Source organism: Buttiauxella sp. AC142 (genome assembly GCF_979253435.1).
The window spans coordinates 4,099,985-4,123,271 of record NZ_CEEDCH010000001.1 but is presented as its reverse complement, the minus strand read 5'-3'; the positions used below and the strand labels follow the sequence as shown (position 1 = coordinate 4,123,271).

Here is a 23,287-nt window from a genome sequence, read left to right as displayed (position 1 = left end):
AATGGAATTAGTATTGAAAGACGCGCAAAGCGCGCTGACTGTTTCCGAAACTACCTTCGGTCGTGATTTCAACGAAGCGCTGGTACACCAGGTTGTAGTTGCTTATGCAGCTGGTGCCCGTCAAGGTACTCGTGCTCAGAAGACCCGTGCTGAAGTAACTGGTTCCGGTAAAAAGCCGTGGCGCCAGAAAGGTACCGGCCGTGCGCGTTCAGGTTCTATCAAGAGCCCGATCTGGCGTTCCGGTGGCGTAACCTTCGCTGCTCGCCCGCAGGACCACAGTCAAAAAGTTAACAAAAAGATGTACCGCGGAGCGCTGAAAAGCATTCTGTCCGAACTGGTACGTCAGGATCGTCTGATCGTTGTCGAGACGTTCTCTGTAGAAGCGCCTAAAACTAAGCTGCTTGCTCAGAAACTGAAAGACATGGCTCTGGAAGATGTGCTGATCGTAACTGGCGAACTGGATGAGAATCTGTTCCTGGCTGCGCGTAACCTGCATAAGGTTGACGTGCGCGATGCAGCAACAATCGATCCAGTTAGCCTGATCGCCTTCGACAAAGTCGTTATGACTGCTGATGCAGTTAAGCAAGTTGAGGAGATGCTGGCATGATCCGTGAAGAACGTCTGCTGAAAGTACTGCGCGCGCCGCACGTATCTGAAAAAGCATCTATGGCGATGGAAAAAACAAATACCATCGTTCTCAAAGTTGCAAAAGACGCGACCAAAGCAGAGATCGTTGCTGCTGTTGAGAAACTGTTCGAAGTTGAAGTTAAAGGCGTTAATACCTTGGTTGTTAAAGGTAAAACTAAGCGTCATGGACAGCGTATCGGTCGTCGTAGCGACTGGAAAAAAGCTTACGTCACCCTGAAGGAAGGCCAGAATCTGGACTTCGTCGGCGGCGCTGAGTAAGTCGGAGGAGAAAAACAATGGCAGTTGTTAAATGTAAACCGACATCTCCGGGTCGTCGCCACGTAGTTAAAGTGGTCAACCCTGAGCTGCATAAGGGCAAACCATTTGCTCCGCTGGTTGAAAAAAACAGCAAATCCGGTGGCCGTAACAACAATGGTCGTATCACTACTCGTCACATCGGTGGTGGTCACAAGCAGGCTTATCGTATTGTTGACTTTAAACGCAACAAAGACGGTATCCCGGCAATTGTTGAACGTCTTGAGTACGATCCGAACCGTTCTGCGAACATCGCACTGGTTCTGTACAAAGATGGCGAACGCCGTTACATCCTGGCCCCTAAAGGCCTGAAAGCTGGCGACCAGATTCAATCTGGCGTTGATGCTGCAATCAAAGCAGGTAACACCCTGCCGATGCGCAATATCCCGGTTGGTTCTACCGTTCATAACGTAGAAATGAAACCAGGTAAAGGCGGTCAGCTTGCACGTTCTGCTGGTACCTATGTGCAGATCGTTGCACGTGATGGTGCTTACGTTACCCTGCGTCTGCGTTCTGGTGAAATGCGTAAAGTCGAAGCTGACTGCCGTGCAACCATGGGCGAAGTCGGTAACTCTGAGCATATGCTCCGCGTTCTGGGTAAAGCAGGTGCTGCACGCTGGCGTGGTGTTCGTCCTACCGTTCGCGGTACTGCGATGAACCCAGTCGACCACCCACATGGTGGTGGTGAAGGTCGTAACTTTGGTAAGCACCCGGTAACTCCGTGGGGCGTTCAGACCAAAGGTAAGAAGACCCGCAGCAACAAGCGTACTGATAAATTCATCGTACGTCGCCGTAGCAAATAATTTTAGAGGATAAGCCATGCCACGTTCTCTCAAGAAAGGTCCTTTTATTGACCTGCACTTGCTGAAGAAGGTAGAGAAAGCGGTGGAAAGCGGTGACAAGAAGCCCCTGCGCACTTGGTCCCGTCGTTCAACGATCTTTCCTAACATGATCGGTTTGACCATCGCTGTCCATAATGGTCGTCAGCATGTTCCGGTATTTGTTTCCGACGAAATGGTCGGTCACAAACTGGGTGAATTTGCACCGACACGTACTTATCGCGGCCACGCTGCTGATAAAAAAGCCAAGAAGAAATAAGTAGGAGGAAGAGATGGAAACTTTAGCTCAACATCGCCACGCTCGTTCTTCTGCTCAAAAGGTTCGCCTTGTTGCAGACCTTATTCGCGGTAAGAAAGTGTCGCAGGCACTGGAAATTTTGACCTTCACCAACAAGAAAGCTGCGGTATTGGTCAAGAAAGTTCTGGAATCTGCCATTGCTAACGCTGAACACAACGATGGCGCTGACATTGACGATCTGAAAGTCGCGAAAATCTTCGTAGACGCAGGCCCAAGCATGAAGCGCATTATGCCACGTGCAAAAGGTCGTGCAGATCGCATCCTGAAGCGCACCAGCCACATTACTGTGGTTGTGTCCGATCGCTGAGACTCTGGAGACTAGCAATGGGTCAGAAAGTACATCCTAATGGTATTCGCCTGGGTATTGTAAAACCTTGGAACTCTACTTGGTTTGCGAACACCAAAGAATTCGCTGACAACCTGGACAGCGATTTTAAAGTTCGTCAGTACCTGACTAAGGAACTGGCGAAGGCGTCTGTATCTCGTATCGTTATCGAGCGTCCAGCTAAGAGCATCCGTGTGACTATTCACACTGCTCGCCCTGGCATCGTAATCGGTAAGAAAGGCGAAGACGTAGAAAAACTGCGCAAGGTCGTAGCGGATATCGCCGGCGTTCCTGCACAGATCAATATCGCCGAAGTTCGTAAGCCTGAACTGGACGCAAAATTGGTTGCTGATAGCATCACTTCACAGCTGGAACGTCGTGTTATGTTCCGTCGTGCTATGAAGCGTGCTGTACAGAATGCCATGCGTCTGGGCGCTAAAGGTATCAAAGTTGAAGTTAGCGGCCGTCTGGGTGGCGCTGAGATCGCACGTACCGAATGGTATCGTGAAGGTCGCGTGCCATTGCACACACTGCGTGCTGACATTGACTACAACACCTCTGAAGCGCACACCACTTATGGTGTAATCGGCGTTAAAGTGTGGATCTTTAAAGGTGAGATCCTGGGTGGGATGGCTGCTGTTGAACAACCGGAAAAACCGGCTGCTCAACCTAAAAAGCAGCAGCGTAAAGGCCGTAAGTAAGGAGAGTCGCTGATGTTACAACCAAAGCGTACAAAATTCCGTAAAGTGCACAAAGGCCGCAACCGTGGTCTGGCTGCCGGTACGGATGTTAGCTTCGGCACTTTCGGTCTGAAAGCTGTTGGCCGTGGTCGTCTGACTGCACGTCAGATCGAAGCAGCACGTCGTGCAATGACCCGTGCAGTTAAGCGTCAGGGTAAGATCTGGATCCGTGTATTCCCGGACAAACCGATCACCGAAAAGCCGCTTGAAGTGCGTATGGGTAAAGGTAAAGGCAACGTAGAGTATTGGGTTGCCTTGATTCAGCCTGGCAAAGTCCTGTATGAAATGGACGGCGTACCAGAAGAGCTGGCCCGTGAAGCATTCAAGCTGGCAGCAGCGAAACTGCCGATTAAAACCACCTTTGTAACTAAGACGGTGATGTAATGAAAGCAAAAGAGCTGCGTGAAAAGAGTGTTGAAGAGCTGAACACCGAGCTGCTGAATTTGCTGCGTGAGCAGTTCAATCTGCGTATGCAAGCAGCAAGTGGCCAGCTGCAACAGACTCACCTGCTGAAGCAAGTGCGTCGTGATGTTGCACGTGTTAAGACTTTATTGACTCAGAAGGCGGGTGCGTAATGACCGATAAAATCCGTACTCTGCAAGGTCGCGTGATTAGCAACAAAATGGAGAAGTCCATCGTTGTTGCTATCGAACGTGTGGTGAAACACCCGATTTACGGTAAATTCATCAAACGTACGACCAAACTGCACGTACATGACGAGAGCAATGAATGTGGTATCGGTGACGTGGTTGAAATCCGCGAATGCCGTCCACTGTCCAAGACTAAGTCCTGGACGCTTGTTCGCGTTGTAGATAAAGCTGTTCTGTAATACAGTGAGCTTTGTCTAACGAATAAACGGCTCAGTAAATGAGCCGTTTATTTTTTCTACCCATATTCAGGAACCGGTGTTATAATGCCGCGCCCTCGTTTATGGGGCTTTTTAACGACCTAATTATGGGTCCCGAAGTAGTAGTTGACATTAGCGGAGCACTGAAATGATCCAAGAACAGACTATGCTGACCGTAGCCGACAACTCCGGCGCGCGTCGCGTAATGTGTATCAAGGTTCTGGGTGGCTCGCACCGTCGCTACGCAGGCGTCGGCGACATCATCAAAATTACCATCAAGGAAGCAATTCCTCGTGGTAAGGTGAAGAAAGGCGATGTCCTGAAAGCGGTAGTGGTGCGCACCAGGAAGGGTGTTCGTCGCCCGGACGGTTCTGTCATTCGCTTCGATGGTAATGCATGCGTTATTTTAAATAATAACAGCGAGCAACCAATCGGCACGCGTATTTTTGGGCCGGTAACTCGTGAACTGCGTAATGAAAAGTTCATGAAAATTATCTCTCTGGCACCAGAAGTACTCTAAGGAGCGAATCATGGCAGCTAAAATCCGTCGTGATGACGAAGTTATCGTGTTAACCGGTAAAGATAAAGGTAAGCGCGGTAAAGTTAAGAATGTCTTGTCTTCCGGCAAGCTAATTGTTGAAGGTATTAACCTGGTTAAGAAACATCAGAAGCCGGTTCCGGCCCTGAACCAACCAGGTGGCATCGTTGAAAAAGAAGCTGCTATTCAAGTTTCTAACGTTGCACTCTTCAATGCGGCAACCGGCAAGGCTGACCGTGTAGGCTTTAGATTCGAAGAGGGCAAAAAAGTCCGTTTCTTCAAGTCTAACAGCGAAACTATCAAGTAATTTGGAGTAGTACGATGGCGAAACTGCATGATTACTACAAAGACGAAGTAGTTACAAAACTCATGACTGAGTTTAACTACAATTCTGTCATGCAAGTCCCTCGGGTCGAGAAGATCACCCTGAACATGGGTGTGGGTGAAGCGATCGCTGACAAGAAACTGCTGGATAACGCAGCAGCTGACTTGACAGCAATCTCCGGTCAAAAGCCGTTGATCACCAAAGCACGCAAATCAGTTGCAGGCTTCAAAATCCGTCAGGGCTATCCGATCGGCTGTAAAGTAACTCTGCGTGGCGAACGCATGTGGGAGTTTCTTGAGCGCCTGATCACCATTGCTGTACCGCGTATCCGTGACTTCCGTGGCTTGTCCGCTAAGTCATTCGATGGTCGTGGTAACTACAGCATGGGTGTCCGTGAGCAGATCATCTTCCCAGAAATCGACTATGACAAAGTCGATCGCGTTCGTGGTTTGGATATTACCATTACCACTACTGCGAAATCTGATGATGAAGGCCGTGCTCTGCTGGCAGCCTTTAACTTCCCATTCCGTAAGTAAGGTAGGGTTACTAATGGCTAAGCAATCGATGAAAGCACGCGAAGTCGTTCGCGTGAAACTGGCCGACAAATACCGCGCTAAACGCGAGGAATTGAAAGCTATCATCTCTGGTGTGAACTCATCCGACGAAGATCGTTGGGATGCTGTTCTTAAGCTGCAGTCTCTGCCGCGTGATTCCAGCCCGTCCCGTCAGCGTAACCGCTGCCGCCAAACTGGTCGTCCGCATGGTTATGTGGGCAAATTCGGGTTGAGCCGTATCAAGCTTCGTGAAGCCGCTATGCGCGGTGAAGTACCTGGCTTGAAGAAGGCTAGCTGGTAATATCCAATTGAATCACGGGAGTAAAGACAGATGAGCATGCAAGATCCGATCGCGGATATGCTGACCCGTATCCGTAACGGTCAAGCCGCGAATAAAGTTGCGGTCACCATGCCTTCCTCCAAGCTGAAATTGGCAATTGCCAACGTGCTGAAAGAAGAAGGCTATATTGAAGATTTTAAAATCGAAGGCGACATCAAGCCTGAACTGGAACTGACTCTTAAGTATTTCCAGGGCAAGGCTGTGGTAGAGAGCATTCAGCGAGTCAGCCGCCCAGGTCTGCGCATCTATAAGAAAAAAGATGAGCTGCCTAAAGTTATGGCCGGTATGGGTATTGCTGTCGTTTCTACCTCTAAAGGTGTTATGACTGATCGTGCAGCGCGCCAAGCTGGTCTTGGTGGCGAAATTATCTGCTACGTAGCCTAATTGGAGGAATAAAATGTCTCGTGTTGCTAAAGCACCGGTCGTTATTCCTGCTGGCGTAGAGGTAAAACTCAACGGTCAGGTTATTTCGATCAAAGGTAAGAACGGCGAGCTGACTCGTACAATCAACGATGCTGTTGAAGTTAAACACGCTGATAATGCACTGACTTTCGCTCCACGCGAAGGTTTTGCTAACGCGTGGGCCCAAGCGGGTACCACTCGTGCGCTGTTAAATGCAATGGTTATCGGTGTTACCGAAGGCTTCACTAAGAAGCTGCAGCTGGTTGGTGTAGGTTATCGTGCAGCAGTTAAAGGCAATGCGGTGAGTTTGGCCCTGGGCTTCTCTCATCCTGTTGAACATGCTCTGCCAGCGGGAATCACTGCTGAATGTCCAACTCAAACTGAAATCGTGCTGAAAGGCGCTGATAAGCAGATGATTGGACAAGTGGCTGCTGATCTTCGCGCCTACCGTCGTCCTGAGCCTTATAAAGGCAAGGGTGTTCGTTACGCCGACGAAGTCGTGCGTACCAAAGAGGCTAAGAAGAAGTAAGGTAACACTATGGATAAGAAATCTGCTCGTATCCGTCGTGCGACCCGCGCACGTCACAAGCTCAAAGAACTGGGTGCGACTCGTTTGGTGATTCACCGTACGCCTCGTCATATTTATGCACAGGTTATCGCACCGAACGGTTCAGAAGTCCTGGTAGCTGCATCTACTGTAGAGAAAGCTATCGCTGAGCAACTGAAGTACACTGGAAATAAAGACGCCGCTACAGCTGTGGGTAAAGCTGTTGCAGAGCGCGCACTGGAAAAAGGTATTACGAAAGTATCCTTTGACCGTGCTGGTTTCCAATATCATGGTCGTGTCCAGGCACTGGCAGATGCTGCCCGTGATGCTGGCCTTCAGTTCTAAGGTAGAGGTGTAAGATGGCTCACATCGAAAAACAAGCTGGCGAACTGCAGGAAAAGCTGATCGCGGTAAATCGCGTATCTAAAACCGTTAAAGGTGGTCGTATTTTCTCCTTCACTGCTCTGACAGTGGTTGGCGATGGTAACGGTCGCATTGGTTTTGGTTACGGAAAAGCGCGTGAAGTTCCAGCAGCTATCCAGAAAGCGATGGAAAAAGCCCGTCGCAACATGATTAACGTCGCGCTGAACCACGGCACCCTGCAGCACCCTGTTAAAGGTGTGCACACAGGCTCTCGTGTGTTCATGCAGCCGGCTTCCCAGGGTACCGGTATTATTGCCGGTGGTGCAATGCGCGCCGTTCTGGAAGTCGCTGGAGTTCATAACGTTTTGGCTAAAGCATATGGTTCCACCAACCCGATTAACGTGGTTCGTGCAACTATTGATGGCCTGGCGAATATGAAGTCTCCGGAAATGGTCGCTGCCAAGCGTGGTAAATCCGTTGAAGAAATTCTGGGGTAATTGACCATGGCAAAGACTATTAAAATTACACAAACCCGCAGTGCAATCGGTCGTCTGCCGAAACACAAGGCAACGCTGCTTGGCCTGGGTCTGCGTCGTATTGGCCACACCGTAGAGCGCGAGGATACTCCTGCTGTACGTGGTATGGTCAACGCGGTTTCCTACATGGTTAAAGTTGAGGAGTAAGAGATGCGTTTAAATACTCTGTCTCCGGCCGAAGGGTCTAAGCACGCTTCCAAGCGTCTGGGTCGTGGTATCGGTTCTGGCCTCGGTAAAACCGCTGGTCGTGGTCACAAAGGTCAGAATTCTCGTTCTGGCGGTGGCGTACGTCGTGGTTTTGAAGGTGGTCAGATGCCGTTGTACCGTCGTCTGCCGAAGTTTGGTTTCACCTCTCGCAAAGCAATGATCACCGGTGAGATTCGTCTCTCTGATCTGGCGAAAGTTGAAGGCGACGTAGTTGACCTGAACACGCTGAAAGCAGCAAACATTATCGGTATTCAGATTGAATTCGCGAAAGTGATTCTGTCTGGCGAGGTTTCTCGTCCGGTAACTGTTCGCGGCCTGCGTGTCACTAAAGGCGCTCGTGCTGCTATCGAAGCTGCTGGCGGTAAAATCGAGGAATAAGTAGCAGATGGCAAAGCAACCGGGATTAGATTTTCAAAGTGCTAAAGGCGGGCTAGGTGAGCTGAAACGCAGACTGATGTTTGTTATCGGTGCGCTGATTGTTTTCCGCATTGGCTCTTTTATTCCGATCCCTGGTATTGATGCCGCTGTACTTGCCAAACTGCTTGAGCAACAGCGAGGCACTATCATTGAAATGTTTAACATGTTCTCTGGTGGTGCTCTCAGCCGTGCTTCTATCTTTGCATTGGGTATCATGCCGTATATTTCGGCATCGATTATTATCCAGCTGTTAACGGTGGTTCATCCAGCGTTAGCAGAGTTGAAGAAGGAAGGGGAATCTGGCCGTCGTAAGATTAGTCAGTACACCCGTTACGGAACTCTGGTGCTGGCAATATTCCAGTCAATCGGTATTGCTACCGGTTTACCGAATATGCCTGGTATGCAGGGCCTGGTGTTAAACCCAGGCTTTGCATTCTACTTCACAGCTGTTGTGAGTCTTGTCACGGGAACGATGTTCCTTATGTGGCTGGGCGAACAGATTACTGAGCGTGGTATCGGTAACGGTATCTCAATCATAATCTTCGCTGGTATTGTTGCGGGTTTGCCGCCGGCCGTTGGCCATACTATCGAACAAGCAAGGCAAGGCGACCTGCACTTCCTTCTGTTGCTGTTGGTTGCAGTACTAGTATTCGCAGTGACCTTCTTCGTTGTTTTTGTTGAACGTGGTCAACGCCGCATTGTGGTAAACTACGCAAAACGTCAACAAGGTCGTCGTGTCTATGCTGCGCAGAGCACGCATTTACCGCTGAAAGTGAATATGGCTGGTGTTATTCCAGCAATCTTTGCTTCCAGTATTATTCTGTTCCCTGCGACGATTGCATCGTGGTTCGGGGGCGGAACCGGTTGGAACTGGCTGACTACAATTTCGCTGTATTTGCAGCCTGGGCAACCGCTTTATGTGTTACTCTATGCGTCTGCAATCATCTTCTTCTGTTTCTTCTATACGGCGTTGGTTTTCAACCCTCGTGAAACAGCAGATAACCTGAAGAAGTCCGGTGCATTTGTACCAGGAATTCGTCCGGGAGAACAAACGGCGAAGTATATTGATAAAGTAATGACCCGCCTGACCTTGGTTGGTGCGTTGTACATTACCTTTATCTGCCTAATCCCGGAGTTCATGCGTGACGCAATGAAAGTGCCTTTCTACTTCGGTGGAACCTCACTGCTCATTGTTGTCGTGGTTATCATGGACTTTATGGCTCAAGTGCAAACTCTAATGATGTCAAGTCAGTACGAGTCTGCATTGAAGAAAGCGAATCTGAAAGGCTACGGCCGTTAATAGTCGCTTGAGAAGTTACGGAGAGTAAAAATGAAAGTTCGTGCTTCCGTCAAGAAATTATGTCGTAACTGCAAAATCGTTAAGCGCGACGGTGTTATTCGCGTGATTTGCAGCGCCGAACCGAAGCATAAACAGCGTCAAGGCTGATTATCTCGCATATTTTTCTTGCAAAGTTGGGTTGAGCTGGCTAGATTAGCCAGCCAATCTTTTGTATGTCTATGCGTTTCCATTTGAGTATCCTGAAAACGGGCTTTTCGGTATGGGACGCATAATCTAAATAGTAGGAGTGCATAGTGGCCCGTATAGCAGGCATTAACATTCCTGATCAAAAACATACCGTGATCGCTTTAACTTCGATCTACGGTGTAGGCAAGACTCGTTCAAAGGCCATTTGTGCTGCGGCGGGTATCGCTGAAGATGTTAAGATCAGAGAGCTGTCTGAAGAACAAATCGACACGCTGCGTGACGAAGTTGCCAAATTTGTCGTTGAAGGTGATCTACGCCGTGAAGTGAGTATGAGCATCAAGCGTCTGATGGACCTTGGTTGCTATCGCGGTTTGCGTCATCGTCGTGGTCTGCCAGTGCGCGGTCAGCGTACGAAGACCAACGCACGTACCCGTAAGGGTCCGCGCAAACCGATCAAGAAATAATCGGGGTGATTGAATAATGGCAAAGGCACCAGTTCGTGCACGTAAGCGTGTAAGAAAACAAGTCTCTGACGGCGTGGCTCATGTCCATGCTTCTTTCAACAACACAATCGTTACTATTACTGATCGTCAGGGTAATGCATTGGGTTGGGCAACTGCCGGTGGTTCCGGTTTCCGTGGCTCTCGCAAGTCTACTCCGTTCGCAGCTCAGGTTGCAGCAGAGCGTTGCGCAGAAGCTGTGAAAGAATACGGTATCAAGAACCTTGAAGTTATGGTTAAGGGACCGGGTCCAGGCCGCGAATCTACTATTCGTGCTCTGAACGCCGCTGGTTTCCGCATCACTAATATTACTGATGTGACTCCGATCCCTCACAACGGTTGTCGTCCGCCGAAAAAACGTCGCGTATAACGCTCGTTTTTAGGAATGTTGGAGAAAGAAAATGGCAAGATATTTGGGTCCTAAGCTCAAGCTGAGCCGTCGCGAGGGCACAGACCTGTTCCTGAAGTCTGGTGTTCGCGCGATCGATACCAAGTGTAAAATTGAACAAGCTCCTGGCCAGCACGGTGCGCGTAAACCGCGCCTGTCTGACTATGGTGTGCAGTTGCGTGAAAAGCAAAAAGTTCGCCGTATGTTCGGTGTTCTGGAGCGTCAGTTCCGTAACTACTATAAAGAAGCAGCTCGTCTGAAAGGCAACACCGGTGAAAACCTGTTGGCTCTGCTGGAAGGTCGTCTTGACAACGTTGTTTACCGTATGGGCTTCGGTGCTACTCGTGCAGAATCACGTCAGCTCGTTAGCCACAAAGCAGTAATGGTAAATGGTCGCGTTGTTAACATCGCTTCTTATCAGGTAACTCCGAATGACGTAGTTAGCATCCGTGAGAAAGCCAAAAAGCAATCTCGCGTGAAGGCCGCTCTGGAGCTGGCTGAACAGCGTGAAAAGCCAACCTGGCTGGAAGTTGATGCTGCTAAGATGGAAGGTGTGTTCAAGCGTAAGCCTGAGCGTACAGATCTGTCTGCGGACATTAACGAACACCTGATCGTCGAGCTTTACTCCAAGTAAGGCTTAGTACCAAAGAGAGGACACAATGCAGGGTTCTGTGACAGAGTTTCTAAAACCGCGCCTGGTAGATATCGAGCAAGTGAGTTCGACGCACGCCAAGGTGACCCTTGAGCCTTTAGAGCGTGGCTTTGGCCATACTCTTGGTAATGCACTGCGCCGTATTCTGCTCTCATCGATGCCGGGTTGCGCGGTGACAGAGGTTGAGATTGATGGTGTACTACATGAGTACAGCACCAAAGAAGGCGTTCAGGAGGATATCCTGGAAATCCTGCTCAACCTGAAAGGGCTGGCGGTGAGAGTTCAAGGTAAAGATGATGTTATTCTTACTCTGAATAAGTCTGGCATTGGCCCTGTGACTGCAGCCGATATCACCCATGATGGTGATGTCGAAATCGTCAAGCCGCAGCATGTGATCTGCCACCTGACCGATGAGAACGCATCTATTAGCATGCGTATCAAAGTTCAGCGCGGTCGCGGTTATGTGCCGGCCTCTGCCCGAATTCATTCGGAAGAAGATGAGCGCCCAATCGGACGTTTGCTGGTCGACGCTTGCTACAGCCCTGTAGAGCGAATTGCCTACAATGTTGAAGCTGCGCGTGTAGAACAGCGCACCGACCTGGATAAGCTGGTCATCGAAATGGAAACCAACGGCACAATCGATCCTGAAGAGGCGATTCGTCGTGCGGCAACCATTCTGGCTGAACAACTTGAAGCTTTCGTTGATTTACGTGATGTACGTCAACCAGAAGTTAAAGAAGAGAAACCAGAATTCGATCCGATCCTGCTGCGCCCTGTTGACGATCTGGAATTGACTGTCCGCTCTGCTAACTGCCTTAAGGCAGAAGCTATCCACTATATCGGTGATCTGGTACAGCGTACCGAAGTTGAGCTGCTCAAAACGCCTAACTTGGGTAAAAAATCTCTTACTGAGATTAAAGACGTGCTGGCTTCCCGTGGTTTGTCTCTGGGCATGCGCCTGGAAAACTGGCCACCGGCAAGCATCGCTGACGAGTAACCGGATCACAGGTTAAGGTTTTACTGAGAAGGATAAGGTCATGCGCCATCGTAAGAGTGGTCGTCAACTGAACCGCAACAGCAGCCATCGCCAGGCTATGTTCCGCAACATGGCAGGTTCACTGGTTCGTCATGAGATCATCAAGACGACTCTGCCTAAAGCGAAAGAGCTGCGTCGCGTAGTTGAGCCGCTGATTACTCTTGCCAAGACTGATAGCGTTGCTAATCGTCGTCTGGCATTCGCCCGCACTCGTGATAACGAGATCGTGGCAAAACTGTTTAATGAATTGGGTCCGCGCTTTGCAGCGCGTACTGGTGGTTACACTCGTATTCTTAAGTGTGGCTTCCGTGCTGGTGATAACGCTCCGATGGCTTACATCGAGCTGGTTGACCGCGCCGAATCTCAAACAGAAGCTGCTGCAGAGTAATCTGTAGTAACGTGAAAAAACCGGGCTTGCCCGGTTTTTTTATATCTGAAATTCCCCTCCGGCATTAATTCATCGTATCTTTGTTGTATCTCTTACCAGCAAGAGCAACATACGTTACTTCATAAAATTGATGAGGAATGATCATGTTTCGTATTGGAGAGTTGGCCAAACTGGCGGACGTTACACCTGATACCATTCGTTATTACGAAAAGCAGCAAATGATGGCTCATGAAGTCAGGACTGAAGGCGGATTCAGACTTTACTGCGAAAGTGATTTACAGCGTTTGAAATTCATCCGTTATGCCAAGCAGTTGGGCTTCACTCTTGAAACGATCCGTGAACTTTTGTCTATCCGAGTTGATCCTGTACATCATACATGCCAGGAATCAAAGAGCATTGTGCAGTCGAGGCTGCTCGAAGTTGAGTCCAAAATTAGAGAATTACAGCATATGAAAAGGTCATTACAAAGACTGAATGATGCCTGCTGTGGCAGCGCTCATAGCAGTGAGTATTGTTCAATTCTCGAGGCGCTTGAGCAAGGTGCGAGGCAGCGAAAAGAATAAATTGCAGTCCGATATGTGCAGGCATAGTATAATGCCGTTATTTTAATCTATCTGGAGTTTTTATGAGTAAGTATCAGCATAAAAAAGGTGTCATCAGGGATAATGCTATCGAGGCTTTGCTGCATGATCCGCTGTTTCGCCAACGAGTTGAGCAGAATAAGAAAGGGAAGGGTAGTTATCAACGAACAGCAAAACATGCAAAACGAGGTAACTGGGAGGCCAGTGGCAAACAAGCAAATTGCTTTTTTACCACTGGCCTTCCTGTTTTAACTAGCGCAATCAGATTCGCTCATTCTGCTGTTTAAGCAGATCGCGGATTTCGCTGAGTAATATTTCTTCTTTGGTTGGCGCCGGTGGCGCTGCAGGTTCTTCTTTTTTCTTACGATTCAGTTGGTTTAGCGCTTTGATTGCCATGAAGATTGCGAACGCAACGATCACGAAGTCAAAAATATTTTGAATAAATACGCCGTAATGCATTACCACTGCCGGAATATCTCCAACTGCGGGTCTTAGCGTTATAGCGAATTGTTTAAAATCAACGCCACCAATCAATAACCCCAATGGTGGCATAATAATATCTGCGACCAGAGACGAAACGATTTTCCCGAATGCTGCACCAATAATGACACCCACTGCCAAATCAACTACATTTCCGCGCATCGCGAATTCGCGAAATTCTTTTAACATGCTCATTTTTCTCTCCTTGTACCGGCTGACGTTAATAAGTCTAACAAATGATGACTCGATTGCCATTACATCAGGAAATAAGAATTTCCCGCTAATTCAATAGCTTTAGTAAGGTTTATCGAGATTGAAAATGAAATGGGCAGTAAAGTATTCTGCCCAAAAGTGACTACAGGAAGAATGGACTTGGCTGGAACAGACGTTCTACATCGCTAACAAATTTCTTATCTGTCAGGAACATAATGACATGGTCACCTTGTTCGATGCGTAAATTGTCATTTGCGATCATAACGTCATTACCACGAACTACTGCACCGATAATCGTCCCTGGTGGAAGCTTTATCTCATCAATAGAGCGTCCTACTACACGTGAAGTACTCTCATCACCGTGCGCAACGGCTTCAATCGCTTCGGCTACACCACGACGCAAAGATGAAACGCTCACGATATCAGCTTTCCGCACGTGCCCCAGAAGTGCCGAAATGGTGGCTTGTTGCGGTGAAATTGCAATATCAATTACGCTGCCCTGCACAAGGTCCACGTAAGCTTTACGTTGAATAAGAACCATAACTTTTTTGGCTCCCATACGTTTAGCCAACATAGCAGACATAATATTTGCTTCATCATCGTTGGTGACGGCGATAAACAAATCTACCTGCTCAATATGCTCTTCAGCCAGCAGCTCCTGATCGGAAGCATCGCCATAAAATACGATGGTATTTTGCAGCATTTCCGCAAGTTCGGCTGCGCGCTGTGGATCGCGTTCAATAAGCTTAACGCTGTAATCTTTTTCAAGGCGTTGCGCCAGACCTGCGCCAATATTGCCGCCACCAACGAGCATGATGCGCTTATACGGTTTTTCCAGACGCTGTAGCTCACTCATCACTGCTCGAATATGCTGAGATGCGGCAATGAAGAAGACTTCATCCCCAGCTTCAACGATGGTTGAACCTTGCGGGCGAATAGGTCGGTCGTGACGGAAAATAGCGGCGACTCGAGTTTCAATATGCGGCATATGCTCACGCATCGTCGAAAGGGCATTCCCTACTAATGGACCACCATAATAGGCTTTCACTACCGCAAGACTGACTTTCCCTTCTGCAAAATTCACTACCTGAAGCGCACCAGGATACTCAATCAGACGATAAATATTGTCGATAACTAATTGTTCTGGCGCGATAAGATGGTCAATTGGCACAGCTTCAGCGTTAAACAAACGCTCGGCGTCACGCACGTAATCTGGCGCACGGATACGCGCAATTCGGTTTGGCGTGTTAAACAACGAATACGCCACCTGGCAGGCGATCATATTCGTTTCATCAGAACTGGTAACAGCAACCAGCATATCGGCATCGTCAGCACCTGCTTCACGTAAAACACGTGGATGCGAGCCGTGCCCCTGCACAACACGTAAATCGAACTTATCCTGCAAGCTGCGTAGGCGGTCCTGATTAGTATCAACAACGGTAATATCGTTGTTCTCACCAACCAGGTTTTCTGCCAGAGTGCCGCCAACCTGGCCAGCACCGAGAATTATTATTTTCATTTTTTATAGCTTCATGGGTGATGAAACCTAAGACTCAGCAAACTGAATCAGCTCTTAATTAGCTTAGCGTAAAAGAAGCCGTCACCGTCTTCCTGGGAAGGTAGATTCTGGATCCCCGGCTTTTCAGTTGTACCCGTTTCAACCAGTTTTGCTTCTGGATGCAGAGCAAGGAACGCGGCGACTTGCTGGCAATTCTCTTCCGGCAGGATAGAGCAGGTCGCGTAGACCAGTGTTCCACCTGTTTTCAATTTTGGCCAGATAGCTTCAAGAATCTCTTTTTGCAGCACGGCTAATTCAGCGATGTCACGGTCACGACGCAGCCATTTGATATCTGGATGGCGTCGAATAACCCCTGTTGCTGAACATGGAGCATCAAGAAGAATACGATCAAATTGCTGGTTGCCACACCACTGCTCAGGGTAACGACCATCGCCTTTTTTCACATCAGCGGTCATTCCCAAACGTTGTAGATTTTCGTGGACTCGTTTCAGGCGCTGTTCATCAATGTCTACTGCCATGACATGCGCTTTTGGAGCAGCTTCCAGAATATGTGTCGTTTTTCCGCCCGGTGCCGCACACAAATCCAGGATCGTATCGCCGTTTTGCGGATCAAGTAGATCAACACAACCCTGAGCCGAAGCATCCTGAACAGTAACACAGCCCTCTTCAAATCCAGGCAGTGCATGCACTGGAGCTGGAGCCTCCAGACGCACAGCGTCGCGATATTGCGGGTGAGCATGACCTTCAAGACCTTTTTCAGCCAGTAATGCCATCCACTCTTCACGCGTTTGATGCTGACGGTTCACGCGTAGCCACATTGGTGGACGCTGATTGTTAGCCTCAATGATGGATTGCCACTGATTGGGGTAAGCTTTTTTCAAACGTTGCAGCAACCAGGAAGGATGTAAAAAACGACTTTCGTGTTTAGCCGCTTCCGCCATTAATTCTGCTTGCTGCCTTTGGAACTGGCGTAGAACGCCATTAATCAGACCTTTCAGCGACTGGCGTTTAATTGCCATTGCGCCTTCAACTGTTTCTGCCAGAGCGGCATGGGCAGGAATTCGGGTATAAAGCAGCTGATAAAAACCCACCATAATCAGATAGTGGATGGTGCGTTGCTTGCCGGTCATTGGACGGGACATCAATTTGCCAATCAGCCATTCTAGCTGTGGCAAGGTGCGTATTACACCAAAGCAAAGTTCTTGTAGTAAGGCTCTATCTTTGTCAGAGACTTTTTGTTGCATGGCTGGTAGGACATTGCTGAGCGACTGTCCCTGTTCCACAACTTGTTCAATCGTCTGTGCGGCCATACTGCGAAGATTTAGTGTTTTTTTCATAACAACGCTCTGGTTTTCCGGCGCTTAAAAACAAAAATGCCCAGGTGTATGACCTGGGCGCAAAGAATTTCTTTTATCAGGCGAGAAGCGCGCCAGGCTTAAACCATTCACTGCGAGAGTTCAGAAGATCCTGAGCGCTCATTGCTTTTTTACCTGCAGGTTGAAGCGATTCCAGACTTAAAATTCCTTCAGCTGTTGCCACCTGAATACCCTGCTTATTGGCTTCGATGATTGTTCCAGGAGTTGCTTTAGCGGGCTGGTTAATCACGGATGCTTGCCAGATTTTGACAGGTTGACCGTCAATTTCCAGCCAACTCATTGGCCACGGGTTAAATGCACGGATATTGCGCTCGAGCTGTGCCGCAGAAAGTGACCAATCGACGCGGGCCTCTTCCTTGCTGAGCTTTTCAGCGTAAGTCACTAATTCTTCATTCTGAGTTTCAGGTTTTGCAGTGCCTGCTGCTAACTGGCTTAATGTTTCCAGTAATCCCTGAGGACCAAGATCTGCCAGTTTATCGTACAACGTTGCACTGGTATCTGTCGCTTCAATCGGGCATGCGAGTTTAACCAGCATATCGCCAGTATCCAGACCAACATCCATCTGCATGATGGTTACGCCAGTTTCAGCATCACCTGCCCATAACGAACGCTGGATAGGTGCCGCACCGCGCCAGCGTGGCAGCAGTGACCCGTGCACATTAATGCAACCCAGGCGAGGCATATCAAGTACTGCTTTTGGCAGAATCAAACCGTAAGCCACGACAACCATCACATCGGCATCCAGGTTGGAAACCAATTCCTGATTTTCAGCAGGGCGCAATGACGCAGGTTGAAAAATGGGGATACTCTTTTCCGTCGCCAACACTTTGACCGGACTCGGCATCAGCTTTTTACCACGTCCAGCGGGCCTGTCGGGTTGTGTAAATACGCCAACAACCTGGTGCTGAGAAGACAACAGCGCGTCTAGATGACGCGCTGCGAAGTCAGGTGTGCCAGCGAAAATAATACGTAGTGAATCAGACACATTATTCCCTTTTGTGATGGATTAGGCGCTCTTATTCAGGCGAGCCATTTTTTCCAGTTTCTGACGAATACGCTGACGTTTCAACGGCGAAAGATAATCGACGAAAAGTTTACCAACCAGGTGATCCATCTCGTGCTGGATACAGATAGCCAGCAGGCCATCAGCTTCGAGTTCGTACGGCTTACCTTCACGATCGAGCGCGCGGATTTTGACTTTTTCCGCACGTGGAACCAACGCACGTTGTTCAGGAATAGACAGACAACCTTCTTCGATACCTGTTTCACCGCTTTTTTCCAGCAGTTCAGGGTTAATCAACACCAGGCGTTCATCGCGATTCTCGGAAACATCAATCACGATAATACGTTGATGGATATCCACCTGCGTTGCTGCCAGGCCGATACCTTCCTCTGCGTACATTGTCTCGAACATGTCATCGACAATCCGCTGAATCTCCGCATTCACCTCTTTAACCGGCGTCGCAACAGTGCGAAGGCGCTCGTCCGGAAAATGTAATACCTGCAAAACTGACATAAATATCCAGAGCTGTGTTCAATTGATAGAAAGATTATTACCTCTATTCTAGACATTTCCCCGCCTGATTGACAGCATCAGTGACCAATCGCAAGGATTGCTTTTATAGCTTATGGCAGGGGGAAGTTATGCCAACAACAGAGATTTGGTTACGCCTTATGGCTGTTCAAAGCTTGAGTGGCGATAAGCTATTAAAAATTGCCCATTTCTTAATGAGTGAGCCGGAGTATTCGGCATTCTCGCTGGCTAAAGCGGGGTTGTCTGCTCCACAGATATCTCAGTTTCTGGCACTCAGTAATAAAGAGCTGGAAGCATCATTCAGTTGGCTTGAACAACCTAATCATCATCTCCTGACCGCATATGACCCAGCATATCCCGAGCAACTACGAGCAATAGACTGTTACCCCGCAGCGCTATTTGTCGCGGGTGATGTGGCGCTTCTTTCCAGTAATCAGCTTGCTGTAGTGGGTAATCGTGGCCTTACTCTTTACGGCGAACGTTGGTGCCGGATGTTTTGTGAGCCACTCGCTACAGCTGGATTAACAATAACCAGTGGCCTGGCTTTGGGTATTGACGCGGTAGCACACCGCGCAGCACTCAATGTTCATGGGAAAACCGTCGCGGTATTGGGAAACGGTCTGGCAGATATCTACCCCAAACGACATAAGCAGTTGGGTCAGCAGATCATTGCTGAAGGGGGAGCGGTAATATGTGAGTTTCCACTTGCGACCTCGCCGTATCCCGGTAACTTCCCTCGCAGAAATCGCATCATTAGTGGTCTAAGCCGGGCAGTATTTGTTGTGGAGGCGAGTGAGCGCAGCGGTTCGTTGGTGACAGCGCGTTATGCCCTCGAACAAGGCCGTGAATTGTTTGCGTTACCTGGGGCCGTGGGAAGCCCGGGGAGCGAAGGCCCGCATTGGTTGATTAAGCAGGGGGCAACTCTTGTGAGCCATCCTTCAGATATTCTCGAGTATCTCGAAAACGAACTGCAATGGCTTCCGTCACCTCACAACGCATTAATATATTCACACAATGAAGGGGATCGCACATTGCCATTTCCTGAGCTGTTGGCTAACGTAGGAGATGAGGTTACACCTGTTGACGTCGTCGCTGAACGTGCCGGCCAACCTGTGCCAGTTACGGTAGCCCAGCTACTCGAACTGGAGTTAGCAGGATGGATCGCAGCTGTACCCGGCGGCTATGTCCGATTGAGGAGGGCATGCCATGTTCGACGTACTAATGTACTTATTTGAAACCTACATCCACAACGAAGTGGAAATGCGAGTTGATCAAGATAAATTGACGCGTGATCTCGCCGATGCTGGTTTTGATCACGAAGACATTTATAACGCTCTTGTATGGCTTGAAAAGCTGGCGGACTATCAAGATGGTCTGACTGAACCCATGCAACTGGCCGCTGATCCTCTTTCTATGCGTATGTATACCGCAGAAGAATGCCAGCGACTTGATGCAACTTGTCGGGGGTTTTTACTGTTCCTGGAACAGATTCAGGTGCTGAACCTCGAAACCCGTGAAATGGTCATTGAACGAGTATTGGCGCTAGACACCGCTGAGTTTGAGCTGGAAGACTTAAAGTGGGTGGTGCTAATGGTACTGTTCAATATTCCGGGTTGCGAAAACGCATATCAACAAATGGAAGAATTACTCTTCGAAGTAAATGAAGGTATGCTGCACTAAATTAAAGTCGCAGCATGAGATGTTATGACCAAATCAGCACTGTTCACTGTGCCTAAAAATGAACCCTGTCCTCAATGCGGGGCAGGGTTAGTGATTCGTTCCGGTAAACATGGCCCTTTTCTTGGCTGTTCTCATTACCCGGAATGCGATTATGTGCGTCCGCTAAAAAACCAGGCTGACGGCCATATAGTTAAAGTACTGGAAGGCCAGCTCTGCCCGTTATGCCAGGAGAACCTTGTTCTACGCCAGGGGCGTTTTGGTATGTTCATTGGTTGTAGCAACTATCCTTCCTGCGAGCACACGGAAGTTATCGACAAACCAGATGAAACGGCAATCAATTGTCCCCAGTGCCAGCAGGGTAAATTAGTCCAGCGCCGTTCCCGATTTGGCAAAACATTTTGGTCTTGTGATAGCTACCCGACATGTCAGTTTGTTATCAACAGCAAACCGGTAGCGGGCGAATGCCCTGCATGTCACTATTCTTTACTTATCGAAAAGAAAACCGCACAGGGCTTAAAACATCTTTGTGCCAGTAAACAATGTGGAAAGCCGGTAACGGCGGAATAAAAGCTTGTGAAGACAAACCTGCAAAAAGAGCAACTCGTAGAGATCGTTGCCGCCTTAAAAGAACAACAAGTCATCGCTTATCCAACCGAAGCTGTATTCGGTGTCGGTTGTGATCCTGACAGTGAATTAGCCGTTACGCGTTTGCTTGAGTTAAAACATCGCCCTGTCGACAAAGGCCTTATTCTGATTGCTGCGAATTTCGAGCAACTTGTTCCTTATATAGATAGCTCCGCACTTTCACAAAAGCAGCGAGACAATGTGTTTTCTTGCTGGCCAGGACCTGTGACTTTTGTTTTTCCTGCACTTCCTTCAACGCCGCGCTGGCTGACAGGGCGGTTTGAATCCCTGGCTGTGAGAGTCACGGACCATCCTTTAGTCCGCGATTTATGCGAGGCGTTTGGCAAACCTTTGGTTTCCACCAGTGCCAATTTATCCGGCCTGCCTCCGTGTCGCACTGCTGATGAAGTGTCGCTGCAATTTGGCGATAACTTCCCGGTATTGCGTGGTGATACCGGAGGCCGCCAGAATCCTTCTGAAATTCGTGACGCTTTGACCGGCCAACTTTTCCGCCAGGGGTAATTTAATTAATGGAAACCTTTGCCGTTTTTGGTAACCCAATTCAGCACAGCAAATCACCGCAAATACACAAGATGTTTGCTGAGCAACTAACTATCGAGCATTCATATGGCCGTGTGTTGGCACCTGTTGATGCTTTTATTGAAACACTGGAGCAATTTTTCCAGGCTGGCGGCAAAGGCATCAACATTACCGTTCCTTTTAAGGAGCAGGCATTCGCTCGGGCAGATGAACTGACTGAACGTGCAGCATTAGCCGGAGCGGTGAATACTCTCAAACGGCTGGACGATGGCCGCCTGTTGGGGGACAACACTGACGGTATTGGGTTGTTAACCGACCTTGAACGGTTGTCCTTCATTAAACCGAGGCAGCGTATTTTGTTGTTAGGTGCTGGTGGCGCGGCAAGAGGGGTGTTATTGCCGTTGCTTTCGCTTGATTGCGCAGTAACGATAGTTAACCGAACTCTTTCCCGAGCACAAGAACTCGCGCAGCTATTTAGCCACACCGGCAGCGTTAAGGCGTTGGCGCAGTGTGACCTCGATGGTCATGAATTTGATCTCATTATCAATGCGACTTCGAGCGGAATCGCCGGTGACATTCCAGCGATTCCGGCGTCTCTGCTTTCGCACAACGTTTATTGCTACGACATGTTCTACCAAAAAGGTGAAACACCCTTCCTGCTTTGGTGCAAACAACACGGTGTTCAGCACTACGCTGACGGTTTGGGAATGCTGGTGGGGCAAGCTGCCCATGCATTTTTACTGTGGCATGGAAGATTACCTGAAATCGCACCCGTAATAGAGAAGCTAAAACAGGAAATGTCGCAGTGAACCAGGCGATCCAGTTTCCCGATCGTGAATGGTGGGACGATCAGCTCCAGGCGATATGCTTTCCAGCGGTAGTAAATGGGTTTCAAGTGATGTGTGGCATTTCCGGGAAGATTATCGCCAGCCGTTATGGTGGCGATAATAAGGAATCATGGCTCGAGCACTTTCGTCTTCATCGTTGGGACCTGGAAGAAGAAGCTGATGCTATGATTGCCGAAGGCGAAGATGACGATCAAGGCTGGGTATGGCTTTCCTGAGCGAGGTATTCATCTTTCCATCGTACGTAGTTATTGGCTGAGTATTTTAAGCCTTCCCGTTCTTCTGGTGTGAGCGGGCGAATCTGTTTAACCGGACTGCCCAAATAAAGGTAGCCACTTTCAAGTCGCTTGTGTTGTGGCACCAGACTTCCCGCACCAATCATTACGTCATCTTCTATTACTACACCATCCAGCAAAATCGACCCCATACCGACAAGCACGCGATTGCCAATAGTGCAGCCATGCAGCATGACCTTGTGTCCAACAGTTACATCTTCGCCGACAACTAGCGGATTGCCTTCCGGGTTGTAGGCGGATTTATGCGTGACGTGTAGAACACTGCCATCCTGAATATTGCTACGAGCACCAATAGCGACATAGTTAACGTCACCACGAATGGCGACTAGCGGCCAGATACTCACATCATCGGCAAGATGTACATCGCCAATTACTACACTTGAACTATCAAGCATCACTCGTTGGCCGACTTTAGGGTAAGTTTTTTGAAAAGGTCGTAATACTGCGGACATAAACACCTCTGGAAGTTCTCTTCGTAGATAGACTGTGGCTGCTTTCTTAACCGATGGCAAGGAGGGAAACCGTCAAAAACAGGGCGGATCGAACACGATCGCAGCGAAAAGGGCGAAAACTAATCAGTCAGTTGAAAAGATCGAAAAAAGGGTTGTGCAATAAAAAGAGATCCCTATAATGCGCCTCCATCGACACGGAACATGTGAACAACATCACAGAGTCACGGCGGCGATGAGAGTCAAATATCCTGAAATTAAGGGTTGACTCTGAAAGAGGAAAGCGTAATATACGCCACCTCGAGTTAGCAAGCGAAAGCGCGTAACTCACTGCTCTTTAACAATTTATCAGACAATCTGTGTGGGCACTCGCAGGATTGATATCTCAGATACCTTCGGGTATCAAAAAAATATCAAGTCTTGAAGAGTGACCAAGCAGTAATTCATTTAGTTGAATTATTACGAAAGTTAATTTTTGAG

At 48.8% G+C, this 23,287-nt stretch carries 40 protein-coding genes; 34 read left to right on the top strand and 6 right to left on the bottom strand.

The window, feature by feature from the left end; all coding sequences use genetic code 11:
• The first annotated feature begins 1 nt into the window (after nucleotide 1).
• The 28 genes from rplD to AC0IWZ_RS19100 all read left to right on the top strand — a co-directional run bounded on the left by rplD (nucleotide 2) and on the right by AC0IWZ_RS19100 (nucleotide 13,538).
• On the top strand, nucleotides 2-607 hold the full coding sequence (rplD, locus tag AC0IWZ_RS19235) for a 50S ribosomal protein L4 (RefSeq protein WP_034499031.1): 606 nt from the start codon (nucleotides 2-4) through the stop codon (nucleotides 605-607).
• A complete protein-coding gene (rplW, locus tag AC0IWZ_RS19230; protein WP_034499029.1) occupies nucleotides 604-906 on the top strand; it encodes a 50S ribosomal protein L23 in 303 nt (100 codons plus the stop codon). Before rplD ends, rplW begins: the two co-directional genes overlap by 4 nt.
• Before the next feature lie 17 nt (nucleotides 907-923).
• Entirely contained in the window at nucleotides 924-1,745 is an 822-nt protein-coding gene (rplB, locus tag AC0IWZ_RS19225) for a 50S ribosomal protein L2 (protein WP_034499027.1), read from the top strand.
• A 16-nt stretch (nucleotides 1,746-1,761) separates the two neighbouring features.
• A complete protein-coding gene (rpsS, locus tag AC0IWZ_RS19220) occupies nucleotides 1,762-2,040 on the top strand; it encodes a 30S ribosomal protein S19 (RefSeq protein WP_001138115.1) in 279 nt (92 codons plus the stop codon).
• Between the two features lie 13 nt (nucleotides 2,041-2,053).
• Nucleotides 2,054-2,386, top strand: coding sequence for a 50S ribosomal protein L22 (gene rplV, locus AC0IWZ_RS19215; RefSeq protein WP_034461779.1), 333 nt, complete (start codon nucleotides 2,054-2,056; stop codon nucleotides 2,384-2,386).
• Nucleotides 2,387-2,403: 17 nt separating this feature from the next.
• Nucleotides 2,404-3,105 carry a 30S ribosomal protein S3 gene (gene rpsC / locus AC0IWZ_RS19210; protein ID WP_000529945.1) on the top strand — a complete coding sequence of 234 codons (702 nt, stop codon included), beginning with the start codon at nucleotides 2,404-2,406 and terminating at the stop codon, nucleotides 3,103-3,105.
• Between the two features lie 12 nt (nucleotides 3,106-3,117).
• Nucleotides 3,118-3,528: a 50S ribosomal protein L16 gene (gene rplP, locus AC0IWZ_RS19205; RefSeq protein ID WP_008927134.1), complete on the top strand. Its 411-nt coding sequence runs from the start codon at nucleotides 3,118-3,120 to the stop codon at nucleotides 3,526-3,528.
• Nucleotides 3,528-3,719 carry a 50S ribosomal protein L29 gene (gene rpmC / locus AC0IWZ_RS19200; RefSeq protein WP_008457158.1) on the top strand — a complete coding sequence of 64 codons (192 nt, stop codon included), beginning with the start codon at nucleotides 3,528-3,530 and terminating at the stop codon, nucleotides 3,717-3,719. Before rplP ends, rpmC begins: the two co-directional genes overlap by 1 nt.
• Nucleotides 3,719-3,973 carry a 30S ribosomal protein S17 gene (gene rpsQ, locus AC0IWZ_RS19195; RefSeq protein ID WP_034499024.1) on the top strand — a complete coding sequence of 85 codons (255 nt, stop codon included), beginning with the start codon at nucleotides 3,719-3,721 and terminating at the stop codon, nucleotides 3,971-3,973. The genes rpmC and rpsQ overlap by 1 nt, the downstream gene beginning before the upstream one ends.
• A 166-nt stretch (nucleotides 3,974-4,139) precedes the next feature.
• Nucleotides 4,140-4,511, top strand: coding sequence for a 50S ribosomal protein L14 (rplN, locus tag AC0IWZ_RS19190; protein ID WP_002438705.1), 372 nt, complete (start codon nucleotides 4,140-4,142; stop codon nucleotides 4,509-4,511).
• A gap of 10 nt (nucleotides 4,512-4,521) precedes the next feature.
• Nucleotides 4,522-4,836 carry a 50S ribosomal protein L24 gene (rplX, locus tag AC0IWZ_RS19185; protein ID WP_034461774.1) on the top strand — a complete coding sequence of 105 codons (315 nt, stop codon included), beginning with the start codon at nucleotides 4,522-4,524 and terminating at the stop codon, nucleotides 4,834-4,836.
• A 14-nt stretch (nucleotides 4,837-4,850) separates the two neighbouring features.
• Nucleotides 4,851-5,390: a 50S ribosomal protein L5 gene (gene rplE / locus AC0IWZ_RS19180; protein WP_034461772.1), complete on the top strand. Its 540-nt coding sequence runs from the start codon at nucleotides 4,851-4,853 to the stop codon at nucleotides 5,388-5,390.
• A gap of 13 nt (nucleotides 5,391-5,403) precedes the next feature.
• Entirely contained in the window at nucleotides 5,404-5,709 is a 306-nt protein-coding gene (rpsN, locus tag AC0IWZ_RS19175; RefSeq protein WP_034499021.1) for a 30S ribosomal protein S14, read from the top strand.
• A 30-nt stretch (nucleotides 5,710-5,739) separates the two neighbouring features.
• On the top strand, nucleotides 5,740-6,132 hold the full coding sequence (gene rpsH, locus AC0IWZ_RS19170) for a 30S ribosomal protein S8 (RefSeq protein ID WP_034461770.1): 393 nt from the start codon (nucleotides 5,740-5,742) through the stop codon (nucleotides 6,130-6,132).
• 13 nt (nucleotides 6,133-6,145) lie between these two features.
• Complete coding sequence (gene rplF / locus AC0IWZ_RS19165; RefSeq protein WP_034461769.1) at nucleotides 6,146-6,679, top strand: 50S ribosomal protein L6; 534 nt, start codon at nucleotides 6,146-6,148, stop codon at nucleotides 6,677-6,679.
• A gap of 9 nt (nucleotides 6,680-6,688) precedes the next feature.
• Nucleotides 6,689-7,042, top strand: coding sequence for a 50S ribosomal protein L18 (gene rplR, locus AC0IWZ_RS19160; RefSeq protein ID WP_034461768.1), 354 nt, complete (start codon nucleotides 6,689-6,691; stop codon nucleotides 7,040-7,042).
• Nucleotides 7,043-7,056: 14 nt separating this feature from the next.
• Entirely contained in the window at nucleotides 7,057-7,557 is a 501-nt protein-coding gene (rpsE, locus tag AC0IWZ_RS19155) for a 30S ribosomal protein S5 (RefSeq protein WP_034461766.1), read from the top strand.
• A gap of 6 nt (nucleotides 7,558-7,563) precedes the next feature.
• On the top strand, nucleotides 7,564-7,743 hold the full coding sequence (rpmD, locus tag AC0IWZ_RS19150; protein ID WP_004846568.1) for a 50S ribosomal protein L30: 180 nt from the start codon (nucleotides 7,564-7,566) through the stop codon (nucleotides 7,741-7,743).
• A gap of 3 nt (nucleotides 7,744-7,746) precedes the next feature.
• Nucleotides 7,747-8,181 carry a 50S ribosomal protein L15 gene (rplO, locus tag AC0IWZ_RS19145; protein WP_034499019.1) on the top strand — a complete coding sequence of 145 codons (435 nt, stop codon included), beginning with the start codon at nucleotides 7,747-7,749 and terminating at the stop codon, nucleotides 8,179-8,181.
• Nucleotides 8,182-8,188: 7 nt separating this feature from the next.
• Nucleotides 8,189-9,520: a preprotein translocase subunit SecY gene (secY, locus tag AC0IWZ_RS19140; RefSeq protein ID WP_034499015.1), complete on the top strand. Its 1,332-nt coding sequence runs from the start codon at nucleotides 8,189-8,191 to the stop codon at nucleotides 9,518-9,520.
• A gap of 30 nt (nucleotides 9,521-9,550) precedes the next feature.
• On the top strand, nucleotides 9,551-9,667 hold the full coding sequence (gene rpmJ, locus AC0IWZ_RS19135) for a 50S ribosomal protein L36 (RefSeq protein ID WP_000868187.1): 117 nt from the start codon (nucleotides 9,551-9,553) through the stop codon (nucleotides 9,665-9,667).
• Nucleotides 9,668-9,813: 146 nt separating this feature from the next.
• Nucleotides 9,814-10,170 carry a 30S ribosomal protein S13 gene (gene rpsM, locus AC0IWZ_RS19130; RefSeq protein WP_034461763.1) on the top strand — a complete coding sequence of 119 codons (357 nt, stop codon included), beginning with the start codon at nucleotides 9,814-9,816 and terminating at the stop codon, nucleotides 10,168-10,170.
• A gap of 16 nt (nucleotides 10,171-10,186) precedes the next feature.
• On the top strand, nucleotides 10,187-10,576 hold the full coding sequence (rpsK, locus tag AC0IWZ_RS19125) for a 30S ribosomal protein S11 (RefSeq protein ID WP_004138423.1): 390 nt from the start codon (nucleotides 10,187-10,189) through the stop codon (nucleotides 10,574-10,576).
• A gap of 31 nt (nucleotides 10,577-10,607) precedes the next feature.
• A complete protein-coding gene (gene rpsD / locus AC0IWZ_RS19120; RefSeq protein ID WP_034461762.1) occupies nucleotides 10,608-11,228 on the top strand; it encodes a 30S ribosomal protein S4 in 621 nt (206 codons plus the stop codon).
• Between the two features lie 25 nt (nucleotides 11,229-11,253).
• Nucleotides 11,254-12,243 carry a DNA-directed RNA polymerase subunit alpha gene (locus tag AC0IWZ_RS19115; protein ID WP_034461761.1) on the top strand — a complete coding sequence of 330 codons (990 nt, stop codon included), beginning with the start codon at nucleotides 11,254-11,256 and terminating at the stop codon, nucleotides 12,241-12,243.
• 40 nt (nucleotides 12,244-12,283) lie between these two features.
• Nucleotides 12,284-12,670, top strand: coding sequence for a 50S ribosomal protein L17 (rplQ, locus tag AC0IWZ_RS19110; protein WP_034461760.1), 387 nt, complete (start codon nucleotides 12,284-12,286; stop codon nucleotides 12,668-12,670).
• Nucleotides 12,671-12,813: 143 nt separating this feature from the next.
• Nucleotides 12,814-13,233, top strand: a complete 420-nt coding sequence (zntR, locus tag AC0IWZ_RS19105; protein WP_471678689.1) for a Zn(2+)-responsive transcriptional regulator — start codon at nucleotides 12,814-12,816, stop codon at nucleotides 13,231-13,233.
• A 62-nt stretch (nucleotides 13,234-13,295) separates the two neighbouring features.
• Nucleotides 13,296-13,538: an alternative ribosome-rescue factor A gene (locus AC0IWZ_RS19100; RefSeq protein ID WP_172893072.1), complete on the top strand. Its 243-nt coding sequence runs from the start codon at nucleotides 13,296-13,298 to the stop codon at nucleotides 13,536-13,538.
• On the opposite strand, the gene mscL is transcribed toward AC0IWZ_RS19100, so the two are convergent.
• The 5 genes from mscL to def form a co-directional block, all read right to left on the bottom strand.
• On the bottom strand, nucleotides 13,513-13,926 hold the full coding sequence (gene mscL, locus AC0IWZ_RS19095) for a large-conductance mechanosensitive channel protein MscL (protein WP_034499006.1): 414 nt from the start codon (nucleotides 13,924-13,926) through the stop codon (nucleotides 13,513-13,515). The two genes, AC0IWZ_RS19100 and mscL, sit on opposite strands and share 26 nt — an antisense overlap.
• Before the next feature lie 160 nt (nucleotides 13,927-14,086).
• A complete protein-coding gene (trkA, locus tag AC0IWZ_RS19090) occupies nucleotides 14,087-15,463 on the bottom strand; it encodes a Trk system potassium transporter TrkA (protein WP_034499005.1) in 1,377 nt (458 codons plus the stop codon).
• A gap of 47 nt (nucleotides 15,464-15,510) precedes the next feature.
• Nucleotides 15,511-16,800: a 16S rRNA (cytosine(967)-C(5))-methyltransferase RsmB gene (rsmB, locus tag AC0IWZ_RS19085; protein ID WP_471678690.1), complete on the bottom strand. Its 1,290-nt coding sequence runs from the start codon at nucleotides 16,798-16,800 to the stop codon at nucleotides 15,511-15,513.
• A gap of 76 nt (nucleotides 16,801-16,876) precedes the next feature.
• Nucleotides 16,877-17,824 carry a methionyl-tRNA formyltransferase gene (gene fmt / locus AC0IWZ_RS19080; RefSeq protein WP_471678691.1) on the bottom strand — a complete coding sequence of 316 codons (948 nt, stop codon included), beginning with the start codon at nucleotides 17,822-17,824 and terminating at the stop codon, nucleotides 16,877-16,879.
• Between the two features lie 21 nt (nucleotides 17,825-17,845).
• The gene (def, locus tag AC0IWZ_RS19075; protein ID WP_034498997.1) at nucleotides 17,846-18,355 is read right to left on the bottom strand and encodes a peptide deformylase; all 510 of its coding nucleotides are present in this window, start codon (nucleotides 18,353-18,355) and stop codon (nucleotides 17,846-17,848) included.
• A 128-nt stretch (nucleotides 18,356-18,483) separates the two neighbouring features.
• On the opposite strand from def, the gene dprA reads away from it, so the two are divergent.
• Genes dprA through AC0IWZ_RS19045 form a run of 6 tightly spaced genes read left to right on the top strand, consistent with a single transcriptional unit; the run spans nucleotide 18,484 to nucleotide 22,280 of the window.
• Entirely contained in the window at nucleotides 18,484-19,608 is a 1,125-nt protein-coding gene (dprA, locus tag AC0IWZ_RS19070) for a DNA-protecting protein DprA (protein WP_471678692.1), read from the top strand.
• Nucleotides 19,580-20,053 carry a DUF494 family protein Smg gene (gene smg / locus AC0IWZ_RS19065; protein ID WP_034461751.1) on the top strand — a complete coding sequence of 158 codons (474 nt, stop codon included), beginning with the start codon at nucleotides 19,580-19,582 and terminating at the stop codon, nucleotides 20,051-20,053. Before dprA ends, smg begins: the two co-directional genes overlap by 29 nt.
• A gap of 24 nt (nucleotides 20,054-20,077) precedes the next feature.
• On the top strand, nucleotides 20,078-20,620 hold the full coding sequence (locus AC0IWZ_RS19060) for a DNA topoisomerase family protein (protein WP_471678693.1): 543 nt from the start codon (nucleotides 20,078-20,080) through the stop codon (nucleotides 20,618-20,620).
• A 6-nt stretch (nucleotides 20,621-20,626) separates the two neighbouring features.
• Complete coding sequence (gene tsaC, locus AC0IWZ_RS19055) at nucleotides 20,627-21,199, top strand: L-threonylcarbamoyladenylate synthase type 1 TsaC (protein ID WP_471680516.1); 573 nt, start codon at nucleotides 20,627-20,629, stop codon at nucleotides 21,197-21,199.
• A gap of 8 nt (nucleotides 21,200-21,207) precedes the next feature.
• Nucleotides 21,208-22,026: a shikimate dehydrogenase gene (gene aroE / locus AC0IWZ_RS19050; RefSeq protein WP_034498987.1), complete on the top strand. Its 819-nt coding sequence runs from the start codon at nucleotides 21,208-21,210 to the stop codon at nucleotides 22,024-22,026.
• Complete coding sequence (locus AC0IWZ_RS19045) at nucleotides 22,023-22,280, top strand: DUF1488 family protein (RefSeq protein ID WP_410374349.1); 258 nt, start codon at nucleotides 22,023-22,025, stop codon at nucleotides 22,278-22,280. The genes aroE and AC0IWZ_RS19045 overlap by 4 nt, the downstream gene beginning before the upstream one ends.
• Here AC0IWZ_RS19045 and AC0IWZ_RS19040 read toward each other — a convergent pair.
• A complete protein-coding gene (locus AC0IWZ_RS19040; RefSeq protein ID WP_410374348.1) occupies nucleotides 22,256-22,810 on the bottom strand; it encodes a gamma carbonic anhydrase family protein in 555 nt (184 codons plus the stop codon). The two genes, AC0IWZ_RS19045 and AC0IWZ_RS19040, sit on opposite strands and share 25 nt — an antisense overlap.
• Nucleotides 22,811-23,287 lie beyond the last annotated feature (477 nt).

Excerpts from the sequence above, each read along its gene's own strand:
- AC0IWZ_RS19100 (WP_172893072.1), top strand. The coding sequence starts at position 13,296 with ATGAGTAAGTATCAGCATAAAAAAGGTGTCATCAGGGATAATGCTATC.
- rsmB (WP_471678690.1), bottom strand. The coding sequence starts at position 16,800 with ATGAAAAAAACACTAAATCTTCGCAGTATGGCCGCACAGACGATTGAA.
- rpsD (WP_034461762.1), top strand. The coding sequence starts at position 10,608 with ATGGCAAGATATTTGGGTCCTAAGCTCAAGCTGAGCCGTCGCGAGGGC.
- rplX (WP_034461774.1), top strand. The coding sequence starts at position 4,522 with ATGGCAGCTAAAATCCGTCGTGATGACGAAGTTATCGTGTTAACCGGT.
- trkA (WP_034499005.1), bottom strand. The coding sequence starts at position 15,463 with ATGAAAATAATAATTCTCGGTGCTGGCCAGGTTGGCGGCACTCTGGCA.
- rpsS (WP_001138115.1), top strand. The coding sequence starts at position 1,762 with ATGCCACGTTCTCTCAAGAAAGGTCCTTTTATTGACCTGCACTTGCTG.
- rplR (WP_034461768.1), top strand. The coding sequence starts at position 6,689 with ATGGATAAGAAATCTGCTCGTATCCGTCGTGCGACCCGCGCACGTCAC.
- rplB (WP_034499027.1), top strand. The coding sequence starts at position 924 with ATGGCAGTTGTTAAATGTAAACCGACATCTCCGGGTCGTCGCCACGTA.
- mscL (WP_034499006.1), bottom strand. The coding sequence starts at position 13,926 with ATGAGCATGTTAAAAGAATTTCGCGAATTCGCGATGCGCGGAAATGTA.
- rpsH (WP_034461770.1), top strand. The coding sequence starts at position 5,740 with ATGAGCATGCAAGATCCGATCGCGGATATGCTGACCCGTATCCGTAAC.
- aroE (WP_034498987.1), top strand. The coding sequence starts at position 21,208 with ATGGAAACCTTTGCCGTTTTTGGTAACCCAATTCAGCACAGCAAATCA.
- rplV (WP_034461779.1), top strand. The coding sequence starts at position 2,054 with ATGGAAACTTTAGCTCAACATCGCCACGCTCGTTCTTCTGCTCAAAAG.
- rplW (WP_034499029.1), top strand. The coding sequence starts at position 604 with ATGATCCGTGAAGAACGTCTGCTGAAAGTACTGCGCGCGCCGCACGTA.
- AC0IWZ_RS19060 (WP_471678693.1), top strand. The coding sequence starts at position 20,078 with ATGACCAAATCAGCACTGTTCACTGTGCCTAAAAATGAACCCTGTCCT.
- rplP (WP_008927134.1), top strand. The coding sequence starts at position 3,118 with ATGTTACAACCAAAGCGTACAAAATTCCGTAAAGTGCACAAAGGCCGC.
- zntR (WP_471678689.1), top strand. The coding sequence starts at position 12,814 with ATGTTTCGTATTGGAGAGTTGGCCAAACTGGCGGACGTTACACCTGAT.
- rplQ (WP_034461760.1), top strand. The coding sequence starts at position 12,284 with ATGCGCCATCGTAAGAGTGGTCGTCAACTGAACCGCAACAGCAGCCAT.
- dprA (WP_471678692.1), top strand. The coding sequence starts at position 18,484 with ATGCCAACAACAGAGATTTGGTTACGCCTTATGGCTGTTCAAAGCTTG.
- smg (WP_034461751.1), top strand. The coding sequence starts at position 19,580 with ATGTTCGACGTACTAATGTACTTATTTGAAACCTACATCCACAACGAA.
- rpmJ (WP_000868187.1), top strand. The coding sequence starts at position 9,551 with ATGAAAGTTCGTGCTTCCGTCAAGAAATTATGTCGTAACTGCAAAATC.
- rpsC (WP_000529945.1), top strand. The coding sequence starts at position 2,404 with ATGGGTCAGAAAGTACATCCTAATGGTATTCGCCTGGGTATTGTAAAA.
- rpmC (WP_008457158.1), top strand. The coding sequence starts at position 3,528 with ATGAAAGCAAAAGAGCTGCGTGAAAAGAGTGTTGAAGAGCTGAACACC.
- rpsK (WP_004138423.1), top strand. The coding sequence starts at position 10,187 with ATGGCAAAGGCACCAGTTCGTGCACGTAAGCGTGTAAGAAAACAAGTC.
- rpsN (WP_034499021.1), top strand. The coding sequence starts at position 5,404 with ATGGCTAAGCAATCGATGAAAGCACGCGAAGTCGTTCGCGTGAAACTG.
- rpmD (WP_004846568.1), top strand. The coding sequence starts at position 7,564 with ATGGCAAAGACTATTAAAATTACACAAACCCGCAGTGCAATCGGTCGT.
- rplN (WP_002438705.1), top strand. The coding sequence starts at position 4,140 with ATGATCCAAGAACAGACTATGCTGACCGTAGCCGACAACTCCGGCGCG.
- rplF (WP_034461769.1), top strand. The coding sequence starts at position 6,146 with ATGTCTCGTGTTGCTAAAGCACCGGTCGTTATTCCTGCTGGCGTAGAG.
- rplD (WP_034499031.1), top strand. The coding sequence starts at position 2 with ATGGAATTAGTATTGAAAGACGCGCAAAGCGCGCTGACTGTTTCCGAA.
- AC0IWZ_RS19040 (WP_410374348.1), bottom strand. The coding sequence starts at position 22,810 with ATGTCCGCAGTATTACGACCTTTTCAAAAAACTTACCCTAAAGTCGGC.
- secY (WP_034499015.1), top strand. The coding sequence starts at position 8,189 with ATGGCAAAGCAACCGGGATTAGATTTTCAAAGTGCTAAAGGCGGGCTA.
- rplE (WP_034461772.1), top strand. The coding sequence starts at position 4,851 with ATGGCGAAACTGCATGATTACTACAAAGACGAAGTAGTTACAAAACTC.
- def (WP_034498997.1), bottom strand. The coding sequence starts at position 18,355 with ATGTCAGTTTTGCAGGTATTACATTTTCCGGACGAGCGCCTTCGCACT.
- rplO (WP_034499019.1), top strand. The coding sequence starts at position 7,747 with ATGCGTTTAAATACTCTGTCTCCGGCCGAAGGGTCTAAGCACGCTTCC.
- rpsE (WP_034461766.1), top strand. The coding sequence starts at position 7,057 with ATGGCTCACATCGAAAAACAAGCTGGCGAACTGCAGGAAAAGCTGATC.
- rpsQ (WP_034499024.1), top strand. The coding sequence starts at position 3,719 with ATGACCGATAAAATCCGTACTCTGCAAGGTCGCGTGATTAGCAACAAA.
- AC0IWZ_RS19115 (WP_034461761.1), top strand. The coding sequence starts at position 11,254 with ATGCAGGGTTCTGTGACAGAGTTTCTAAAACCGCGCCTGGTAGATATC.